Annotated in this window: 3 protein-coding genes and 1 pseudogene; 3 read left to right on the top strand and 1 reads right to left on the bottom strand. The window is 44.7% G+C overall.

The features are described 5' to 3' along the window. A partial coding sequence (locus tag KDK67_RS12470; protein ID WP_250869123.1) for a cobaltochelatase subunit CobN occupies positions 1–4,698 on the top strand: 4,698 nt, incomplete at its 5' end. A gap of 64 nt (positions 4,699–4,762) precedes the next feature. Here the strand turns inward: KDK67_RS12470 and KDK67_RS14605 are convergent. Continuing rightward, a pseudogene (locus KDK67_RS14605) lies at positions 4,763–4,906 on the bottom strand (ISH3 family transposase); the annotation flags it as partial. A gap of 486 nt (positions 4,907–5,392) precedes the next feature. Here KDK67_RS14605 and KDK67_RS12465 point away from each other — a divergent pair. Both KDK67_RS12465 and KDK67_RS12460 read left to right on the top strand, forming a co-directional pair. Continuing rightward, on the top strand, positions 5,393–9,889 hold the full coding sequence (locus KDK67_RS12465; RefSeq protein ID WP_250869122.1) for a cobaltochelatase subunit CobN: 4,497 nt from the start codon (positions 5,393–5,395) through the stop codon (positions 9,887–9,889). Between the two features lie 177 nt (positions 9,890–10,066). Further along, positions 10,067–11,227 (top strand): Coenzyme F420 hydrogenase/dehydrogenase, beta subunit C-terminal domain, encoded by a 1,161-nt coding sequence (locus KDK67_RS12460; protein WP_250869124.1) that lies wholly within the window; start codon positions 10,067–10,069, stop codon positions 11,225–11,227. The last annotated feature ends 314 nt before the right edge of the window (positions 11,228–11,541 follow it).

The following is an 11,541-nucleotide window of genomic DNA, read 5'->3' as shown; positions in this document are numbered from 1 at the left end:
CCATCATATTTCGATTATATATCAGAAAATGCGGATGATCAAGATCCTATATGCACATACTATCAGGCAATAGACACTACCGAGGAAGGAATCGAAAATGCTGAGAACCTGCTGATCTACCTTGCAACAGATTGTCCCACTCTTTCAGAAATGGCTATTCTTGGAAATGATGGGATAGATCTCAATGAATTTGTATTTGTCTTGGGTACAGAGTTTAACGGAGCTTCCCTAAATAATGCAACCTTTGATGCAAATATCTCTGAGAATCTGAATGTTACCATATTTACCCCTTCTAATCCTGTACCTGATGGGTTTGATTTTTCCAATTATGGAGTAATCTTCATTGAGTCACAGGGTGAGTCTGTGGTAGATGGATGGACTTCCAGTATAGAGTCTGCCAAAAAAGGTGGTGCGCAGGTAATAGGTTACAATCTCTCCTCCAGCATAATACTTCCAAATGTCAACTTGTATTCTGAGGAATATACAGACATCGAAAGGTACTGGATACAGGGTGGCGACACCAACATGGAATCCATGCTCAAATTCATGGGGCAGGAGTTCTGCAATGCATGGGCGAACGAGACCATTCCAGAACCTGTTATTCTGCAGTCCAAACAAAAGATCACCTATATTATAAACTCTGATACCAGCAGGTACTATTTTTCTCAGGTCTTGTCAGAGAGAAGTGTGATTACAGACAATTTCAATGTTACTGTGATGAGTGGGACTGAAGCTGCTAACCTCAGCGATGTTTCTGACCAGGACGTTATCATGCTCTACATGATAGGTGCCAACGAACTTCCCGAGTTCAAGGATGAACTTCTTACTGCAAATGCCAGTGGCACACAGATCGGGTTTTTTGGCATGAGCGATGTGTATGGGATAGGAACCATCGATATGGAGAATGTGCCACATAGCGCAATGAAGGATTACCTCTATAACGCTGGATACACGAACATGGAGAACTGGATCCGCTGTATCGGAGCAACCATTGAGGACGTATACATTGAATACTCGGCTCCAGTCGCACCATCGATCCCTGATCATGGCATCTACCACCCCGATGCTTTTCCAAGGATCTTTGAGAACAGTACCGAATACCTTGAGTGGTATGCGAGCAACGGATACAATGCATCTGCACCCACTATTGGAGTGATCGCAAATTACAATATCGAGAAAACAACCCTTCTTCATACCACTGATGATGCAATAATCAACAATCTGGAATCAAAAGGATATAATGTTATCTTCTCAACATACAAAGTATGTACCAATGACGTTGACTATTTCACACAGAACGGAACGGTACTGGTAGATTCAATCATCTCTTTGAAAGGTTTCCGTCTCAATTACTGGGACAACGAGAAGGGTGTTGAGTATCTCGAGGGCTATGGTGTTCCTGTAATAAAGGGTGTGTTCGATTCTAAGCAAAGTCCAGATCAGTTCAATGAAAGTGTACATGGTACGAACCCGAGTTCAATTCCTTCCCATGTCACTCAGCCTGAGATCGATGGGTTGATTGATTACATATGGCTCGCTGGCAAGGTTAAAGACCAAAACAACCCCCTGCAGCCGGAATACTTTGAACCCCAGATGCAACAGTTGGACTGGATGTGTGACCGTGCGATCGGATGGGCAGAACTTGGTCATGCCAGCAACGCTGACAAGAAAGTAACTATCCTTTACTACAATCACGAGGGCGGCAAGAACAACATAGGTGCCAGTTACCTTGATGTTGGATCCAGTTTTTCATTACTGCTTGAGCAGATGCGAACAGCAGGTTATGATGTAGGAAATGGTACTATTCCGAATGGCAGTGAGTTCATCGATCGTTTCATCGAGAGCAGGAACGTTGGTTCATGGGCACCAGGTGAACTTGAGAAGGTCGTCAACTCAGGTAATGTCACGCTGGTTCCAGTGGACGAATATCTCGCATGGTACAACACCCTGCCGCAGTCCGTACAGGATGAGGTCGAAGCACGATGGGGCGAAGCACCAGGCAACATTATGGTGTACGAGAATAAGTTTGTGATCCCAACCGTACAGCTTGGTAATATCAACTTCATACCACAACCGACCAGAGGCGACCTGTCAGACGAATCGGTAATGTACCACGATAAATCATTGCCTCCTACTCATCAGTACCTTGCGACATACTTCTGGATCAACAATGTCTATGATGCAGATGCCATGATCCACTTTGGGACACATGGCACACAGGAGTGGCTGCCTGGCAAAGAGGTTGGGCTGTGGAGATATGATTTCCCATCCATCATGGTGGCAGATACGCCCGTGGTATATCCCTACATCATGGACAATGTGGGTGAAGGTACCCAGGCCAAACGCCGAGGCAATGCAGTTATTATAGACCATCTGATCCCTCCCATAACAGAATCAGATTTGTATGGTGAACTGGCGACAATGCATGACAAGCTACATAGGTATGAAGAGGAGAAGAGTGTCAATAATACTGGAATGATGGCATTATATCGCGATAGTATGATCGGGCTTTACACAAATCTTTCAATGGAAAATGATCTTGGCGTAACTCCTGATCAACTCAGGGCAATGTCAGAAGATGATTATACGAACTTCATTTCAGTCACTCTCCATGACTATCTGCATAAACTGCAGGGTACGCTCATGCCTCTTGGACTGCATACCTTTGGTGTCGCACCACAGGATGAGAAACTGGTCTGTATGGTCAAATCAATGCTTCGCAGTGATTTCATCGATCACATAACAAATCTCTTTCCTTATGTCAGTGGACATGAAGATGATTGGGAGGTTGCAACCGAACAGCGTGCCAATGATTTGTTGAATGCTACATTGCTAAATGGCACGAACGTTTCAGCTGCCCAAATGGATGTTCTGGGACTCACGGATCCCAATATTACGGCAGATCTGAATCTGGCACTGAATTATTCCATTGCTCTGGGACAGACCTCCCGTGAGATCGACCAGGTGCTGCATGCCCTCAATGCAGGATATATAGAGCCAGGTCAGGGAAATGATCCGATACGAAATCCGGATGCTCTGCCAACAGGCAGGAACTTCTACAGTTTCGACCAAAGGAAGTTCCCTGATGTGGAAACAACAGCTATGGGCGCGATCCTTGCAAACCAGCTGGTGCAGCAGTACCATGATACACACAACGAGTATCCGAATAAGGTAGCTTATGTTCTCTGGTCTGTTGAGACAATGCGTCATCGTGGACTCATGGAAGCCCAGATATATTCGCTTCTTGGAGTAAATCCAACAAGGAGTGATGGTCGGATAACAGGTTTTGAAGTCCTTCCAAGGAATGACGCCAACCCGAGGATAGATGTGGTCATCACACCTTCAGGACTGTACAGGGACACGTTCCCGTATCAGCTTGAGCTGATCGATGAGGCGGTCCGAACGGTGGCAGCGCTCAATGAGACCAATGAAACGAACTATGTCAGGTGGAATTCCCTGAAGATGGAAGATGCACTTCTGGCCAGTGGGTACAATAATACCACAGCACAGACGATCTCACAGTCCAGGATATTCAGTGAATCACCGGGTTCATATGGTACCGGACTTCCGGGTGTTGTGACAGCGAGTGAGACGTGGGACAGTGAAGATAAAGTTGCTGACCTGTACATGTCACGCATGTCCAATATCTATGGACAGGACATGTGGGGCGAGAGCTTTGAAGACGTGTTCAGGATGAACCTGATGGATGTTGACGCTGCCGTACACAGTGACACCTCGAATCTGTACGGACTCATCGATAACGATGATTTCTACCAGTATCTCGGAGGGCTTGGACTTGCAGTGCGGTCACTGACAGGGGAGAACCCCGAATTGTATGTGGCTGACCTGACAGGTGTGGACAATCCCCAGATCATTACCCTGAACGAGGCGTTCAGGATAGAGCTGCGTGCACAGGGCTTCAATCCGAAATGGATATCAGGAATGATGGAACACGGTTACGCCGGTGCAAGGGAATTCATGAAGTTCACCGAGCATATGTGGGGATGGGATGTGGTGACCCCTGACATGGTGACAGATTCTGATTGGGATGAGATCTACGATATCTATGTTATGGATAAGTATGATATTGATGTGGATGAGTTCCTCAAAACTGAGAATCCATATCAATATCAGTCCATGACCGCACGGATGATCGAAACCGCAAGGAAAGACTACTGGGATGCATCGGATGAGGTCATCCAGAATCTGGTGAAGGAGTACGCAGAATCCGTGGTCGAGAACGGTGTGACATGCTGTCACCATACCTGTGGTAATCCGTTGCTCGATAGTTATATACAGGGCGTGATGTCCATACCAGGTGTTGTCAGCCAGGAGACCATAGACGAGTACAACAAACTGATGCAGGAAGCCACACAGAGGGAAACTTCATCATCTGAATCCAGTACCCATAGTAGTAGTAGCGGATCTACTGCATCTGCTTCGATCGTCGAATCCACAAGCAACCAGACAACGGTAAATGATGGAGGGTATGGAACTACAACCGACCAGGCAACAGAGTCTTCTCAGCAAAACACACCAGACAACTACGTTGAAGGGTATGAAATGACAAAAGAATCCACAACAAGTGATTCAGCTTCGTCGTCTACATCCTTCTCCGGTGCTGATATTTTAGGCAGCGTGTTGGTCATATTAGCTGTTGGTGCCATAACTATCGGATTCAGGAGACGAAGGGTCTAATATCAATTTAGTAGCACTTCGATAATGTTGTCGAAGTGTCTTTTTATTTTTTTTGTTTTGGTTATCGAAGTGATGTTTCACAAGGTATTTTGTGATAGCGTTTAGAAAGAGAAGGGATTGAGTTCTTTCCTGTTGCCATACCTATGACAACATAAAATATATCTTTACTAGTAAGTGAACTATTTATTGGAATGTTAATATGGCCAATAAGAGGTTGTAGTGCATTTTTGGCGCATTCAGTAGGTTTTAATTCAAATCGAGTAGTATGGGCTTTCTTTTGCGATTTAAAATACATGCGGAGGGAATTTTACCACATATAAATGTATCGTATGATGTCGTTTATATGAGTTTGAACTGAAATTAGTGTGCTACTGACTATGCTAATCGTGTGTACTTAAGATTACATATATTATTGAATTGAGTATATTTTTATACCATATTGTCCTAGACACTAAAGTTTCATGTTACAAATATTGTTATTTGTATCATGATATGTTAATGTAATTACTACAAGGATTGAGAAATATGGCAGCAAATAAATACAATTTAGGTCACTCACTTGATTCTTTCAAGAGTGTGTGGAATGAGCAATAAGAAAATTGAATAAAAATGTGTGTATAATGAATTTTTGAGACATCCCGGAACAGCCGCCAAGCAAAGTGCCGGGATGTTTTACACATTATCGGGTGATAATATGCGAAATATAAATAAGAGTTTATTAATTTTAACTGCATTGCTAATGCTGGTGCTTGCACCGGTTGTGTCTGCAGAAGAAAATAATACCATGAGCTTTGTGCTGGGAACAGATCACAACAGGGAGCCACTTGAGAATATAATTACTTCTGGATATCTGGATATAAACATAAGTGTTTACAATGCGACTGAGGCAAATAGCACGAATTTCAGTGCAGAGAATGTTATCTTCCTTTCTTCCCTTGATACAGGGACACTGCAGAATATAAACAATACATTAAACCACAGTGCTCGCATTGTTTCCTATGATCTTCCCGAAACTCATGACTATGGGAATGTCAACGATTCGAATATCACGGCATTGTGGGAAACAGGGGGTTACCACAATGTAAAAACTCTCATACGTTACATGAATGATACTTTCTATGGCAGTGGAGTTCCTGCTTCTGAAAAATTGGAAGTGGCTTTTGTCTTTTCCAGAGACAGTTCCATCATCACCATGGGTAATGTAGCTTCTGACCCCGCTGTTTCTGATATGATGAATATCAGTACATATTTTGGCAGGTCCAATGAAGACCTGAGTTTTGATCTTAGTGACAAGGACATTGTGGTGATGAGAGATCTGGCTGCACCGGTAATTGAAACCATCACTCCTACTGTCAACGCCGCAAAGGCCAACGGTGCCCATATTATTAGTGTGGGAGACCTGGTACAGTCCTATTCATTGCACAATGTGAACCTTTCAGACCCGGAATATTCTGATATCAATGAGTATTTCAAGTATGACTCGGAGGAAAATTTCAAGAGACTTACCACGTTCCTTGGTGTCAAGTTCGCTGGCAGGATAGATGTTATCCAGCCTACTGTTGAAAGACCGATTTATGGTATATATCATCCTGAGGCCGGGGAAATATATTCAAGTGCAGAAGATTATCTTGACTGGTACTCTACAAAAAGCTATGATCATGAAAAGCCTACCGTTGCTATTATCTATTCTTCCCTGAAATATATCTACAGCAGGGATGCACCCTTGGCCGGGGCCTTAGTCGAATCCTTTGAATCCCGAAACTGCAATGTCATTGTTGCTTCTTATTCCTATAAGGACCCTGCATCTGTAAATTACCTAATGTTAAACGGAGAACCCATTATTGATAGTGTGATAGTAGTATCCAGGGGTGGGCGCATGAACTATAAGGATTCCGAACAGGGTATCGAGGATCTTAAAACCTGGAACGTGACCCCATTAAATGGTATTCGGTTATTCTACAGTGTGAGTGCCGAAGAATGGGAGAACTCTTCACACGGTGTTGGGCCTGAACAGACCTTCCAGCTTGCTGCTGCGGAGATGGATGGTATAATCGAGCCTATTGTAATTGGTTGCAAGGACCCTTCCATTGGGGATTCAGCTTATTATCCTATAGACTATCAAGTAGAATGGCTCACACAGAGAACGATTTCCTGGATGCAGCTGCACAGGATGCCAAATTCCGAGAAGAAGATTGTCATACCCTATTATGCTGCAGAAGCAGGAAAAGCGGTAATGGGCGCAGATATTGATTATTATCTGGATGCTCAGGCCAGCCTTGCAAACCTGCTTGAAGCAATGAAGGCAAGGGGTTATGATCTTGGAACAAAGCCGCTACCTGACAGGGACGAACTGGCCCAGCTCATGGTAACACAGGGATACAACATAGGAACATGGGCACCCGGAGAGCTGGAGAAACGTGTGGAAAAAGGAAGTGTTATCCTTATTCCTGAATCCCAGTATCTTGAGTGGTTCTATGGATTGTCGCAAGAGAAGCAGGAAGAAATGATCAATATCTGGGGTGAACCACCAGGGGAGATCATGGTCTACGAGAATGAGACAGGCAAGTACCTTGTCATTCCCAAGATCGAGTTTGGAAATGTAATACTGGCCCCTGATCCTATGTGGGGATGGGATCAGAACGAGACAGTGATGTACCATGACGGCTCCATTCCGCCAACTCATCAAAATCTTGCTTTCTACCTGTATCTTGGGAAGGTATATGACGCCGATGCACTGTTCCCGATATTCACCAGTATTATGGCGATGCCCGGTAAGGAGGCTGGTCTCTCTGCCCAGGATTGGGGAGCTATACTTCTGCAGGATATGCCCATAGTACACGTTCTGCCCATGGATGCAGAAGGTATCTTTGACCGCCGGAGAGCAAACATGCTTATTGTGGACTTCATGACCCCAACCATTGTACCGTCCGGTCTCTATGGGAACCTGTCAATACTACAGCAGGATATTGGGATGTACAGGCAGGTAGTTGATGAAGGTGTAAAAGCGCAGTACAGGTCTGACATCATCAATCAGACAAAGGAACTGCATCTGGATAAGGATCTGGAAGTGAATCTGGAAGACATTGAAGGCAACGTTACTGCCACAGACGCCTTTATCGATGATCTGGAAGATTACTTGCAGGAGCTGAAAACAACATTCATGCCTTATGGTTCCCATACCCTCAGCGAACCGCCAACCGGGGAGAGTCTGGTGGCGATGGTAGAATCCATGTTAGGGAAGGAATTTAAACAGCATGTACAGTTGGCCAATTCCACAATAGGCCTGACTACGGCTCTCCTGAATGAGACTGTACTTAATGGAACTTCAGCAGTTAATGCACAGAACATGATACTTGGGACGGTGTCTGAGAATATAACAGCGGACCTGAACCTTTCTATTGAATACACAACAAGGATCAACGGGTGTACTATTGAGATCCCACGCATTCTCGATGCCCTTGAGGGTAAATACATACCTCCGGGGCCAGCCGGTGATCCTATAAGAAACCCGGATGCTTTGCCCACGGGCAGAAATCTTTGCACATTTGATGACAGGCTCATCCCGACAACTGCTGCATGGAAGGTGGGCACGGATCTTGCAGACGAACTGATTGCCCTGCGTCTTGCAGAAAACGGTACATACCCAAGAAAAGTAGCTTTCCTTCTCTGGTCAATTGAGACCACAAGGCATCAAGGGACGATGGAATCCGAGATATTGTACCTGCTTGGAGTAAAACCTGTGTGGGATAGTAAAGGAAGAGTAAAGGATGTTGAGCTCATCAACTCCAGCGAACTGGGAAGGTCCAGGATTGATGTGGTGGTAACTACTTCGGGTTCGTACAGGGACATGTATGGAAGCAGGCTTCAATTGATCGATAAGGCTGTGTGGCTTGCATCCGAAGCGGATGATGATCTATACCCCAACTATGTCAAACAGAATTCAAATTCGATCTATCAGTCCCTGATTGACGCAGGCTATGACAATGAAACGGCATACAACCTTTCTGCATCCCGTATATTCTGTCCTCCTCCGGGTTCATACACTCCTGGGATCGAGCATGTCATCAGCAGCGATACCTGGGAAGAAAGGAAGAAAATTGCTGATCTCTACATAGACCGGATGGGGTATATCTACGGTCAGGAAATGTGGGGTGAGCAGTACACAGATGTCTTCCGGCAGAACCTTGCCGATGTCGAAGTGGGAGTGTTCAGCCGCACCTCAAACCTTTACGGTACCCTGGAACATCCGATGGTTGCAGCATACTTCGGTGGCCTAAGTCTGGCTGTTGAAAGCGTGACCGGGGGTAACGCACCTGACATGTACATCAACAACCAGCGCGATATTGACGGTGCAAAGATTGAGACCCTGAACCATTTCCTGAGTAAGGATCTGCGTTCACGTTACCTCAATCCCACATGGATCGAGGGAATGATGGAGCATGGATACGATGGTACCCGTTACATGGACGCTTTTATCGGGAACATGGGAATATGGGACACCGTGATACCGGAGGTTATCACAGATTCGATGTGGGACGAGGTCTATGAGACGTATGTTCTTGACCAGTACAACACCGGTGTATCCGATTATCTGAAGGAAACAAATCCCTATGCATACCAGTCAATGACTGCGAACATGCTAAATTCCATACACAAATCTGACTGGGACGCCTCCGATGAGGTTATCCAGAACCTTGTGAAGGAATACGTCGAATCCGTGGTCGAGAATGGTGTCACGTGCTGCCACCACACCTGCGGAAACCCAACTCTGGATGGGTATATTCAGGGAATGATGTCCATTCCAGGTGTTGTCAGCAAGGAAACCGCAGATGAATACAGCAGGCTGATGCAGGAAGCAACTCAGCGAGAGATACCATCAGACAGTACTCCATCCACAAAAAAGCATAGTTCAGCTAGTACTGGAACGGCCCAAATCGTTGAATCTGGGAGCGGCAACCAGACCACTGAATCGAATACAGGCTATGGAACCAGTGTCGACCAGGCACCGGAGATGTCTCAGACGGCAGCATCCGATAACTACGTTGAAGGGTATGAAATGACAAAAGAATCCACAACAAGTGATTCAGCCTCGTCGTCTACATCCTTCTCCGGTGCTGATATTTTAGGCAGCGTGTTGGTCATATTAGCAGTTGGTGCCATAACTATCGGCTTCAGGAGACGAAGGGTCTAACATCAATTTAGTAGCACTTCGATAATGTTGTCGAAGTGTCTTTTTATTTTTTTATTTGTTCTTTAGATGTTTTTAATTTCCATCATTATAAACAATTAAAATTAACATTAATGAAAGTTAGCTTTAATACGAATGATTTGTTAGTGCTATCATTCACATTCTTTTGGAATGATAACAATGATCATAGATCCCATCTGTAAGGCTCAGGTATCTAAAGATAGTGACTATGTCACTGAATACGGCGGCAAAATGTACTACTTTTGCTCTGATCGCTGCAAGAGCAAGTTCGACAGGCTTGAAAAAAGCGTTATACGCCTCAAGCGCAATATCGGTGATCAGGAGAAGATATCTTTTGGTAGGTTGAACAAGGAGATAATCAAGACTGGGATCTGCACTTTGTGCGGTGCATGCGTTGCTTCGTGTGAATCTGTCACTTTTGTGGACAACAAGCCAAAACTTGTGGGTAAATGCACTGCCTGCGGGGTTTGCTACAATCAATGTCCTCGGACCATTACCAAGGAAGAGGACCTCATTGGAAAGATAAGGCATGGCTATGCTGCAAGGTCCGCGATTCCCGGATTAAAAGGGCAGGATGGTGGCGTTGTAACTTCAATGCTTGCATACGCACTTGATGAAGGGTTGCTGGATTGTGCCATCGTTACGAAAAAGTGTGAGGATGAGCCCTGGAAGGCTGAGCCTGTGATAGTCAGGACCTCTGCTGAAGTGCTTGAGTCTGCGGGGAGCATCTATACTCATAGCATGACCTTGGAGCCATTGATGAGCGCCATAAAGCAGGAGATGGGTAGCATTGGTTTTGTTGGTCCAAGCTGTAACATAGATGCGGTACACAAGATGCAGACAAGTTCATATGGTTTTCTTCATCTTTTCTTAAGGGCAAGGGTGCTTAAGTTCGGTCTGTTCTGTATGGACAGTTTTGAGCACGATGGAATTAAAGAATTCGTTGAGTCAAAAGGGTTGGACCTTAGTGATATCCATTCAATGAAGATCCGAAAAGGGTTCTTTGAGTTTGGTACTTCTGAAGGTATGAAAAGCTACGATCTTTCAGAATTGGACCAATACCGTTGCAGTTCGTGTAAGTTCTGTACCGATATGGCTGCTGAGAACACTGATATCTCATTTGGTGGCGTGGGTACTCCGGTCGGCTGGACCACAGTGCTCGCAAGGACGTCGATCGGGTATGAGATATTCAATGAGGCGGTAGATAGCGGATATCTGGAAGCCCGTCCTCTGGAAAAAGCTGAAATGGATCGAATGGTCAACCTTGCGAAGATGAAAAAGGTACAGATGTACACGTTGAACCGCAGGCAAAAGAGCTGAATTTTATTATGTCTTCATAATATCAATTGTTAAAGAGAAACAAAAAAAGAGAAAAAGAAGGGAACAGAACCAAAAGCAAACAAATAATTGAAAAATATTGAAGAGTTGCGAAAAGCAATCTACGAAAATATAAGGAACGTCTAATGCCCTAATACCAGAATAAGATCATTTCTAAATTAAAAAAAGAGGATCTCCTCAACATCGAGTGGGTAATTTAACATCTTCATCTTCCAATTCAATTCTATGGAAGATAAAGAACTCATTCAAATTGCACTTGGCTTATCATCTCCTTGGTTTGTGAAAGATATTGACCT

It is taken from the genome of Methanococcoides seepicolus (assembly GCF_023684405.1).
GTDB lineage: Archaea > Halobacteriota > Methanosarcinia > Methanosarcinales > Methanosarcinaceae > Methanococcoides > Methanococcoides seepicolus.
The sequence above is the reverse complement of the archived record's forward strand: the minus strand, read 5'-3'. Positions and strand labels throughout refer to the sequence as shown.

Excerpts from the sequence above, each read along its gene's own strand:
- KDK67_RS12460 (WP_250869124.1), top strand. The coding sequence starts at position 10,067 with ATGATCATAGATCCCATCTGTAAGGCTCAGGTATCTAAAGATAGTGAC.
- KDK67_RS12465 (WP_250869122.1), top strand. The coding sequence starts at position 5,393 with ATGCGAAATATAAATAAGAGTTTATTAATTTTAACTGCATTGCTAATG.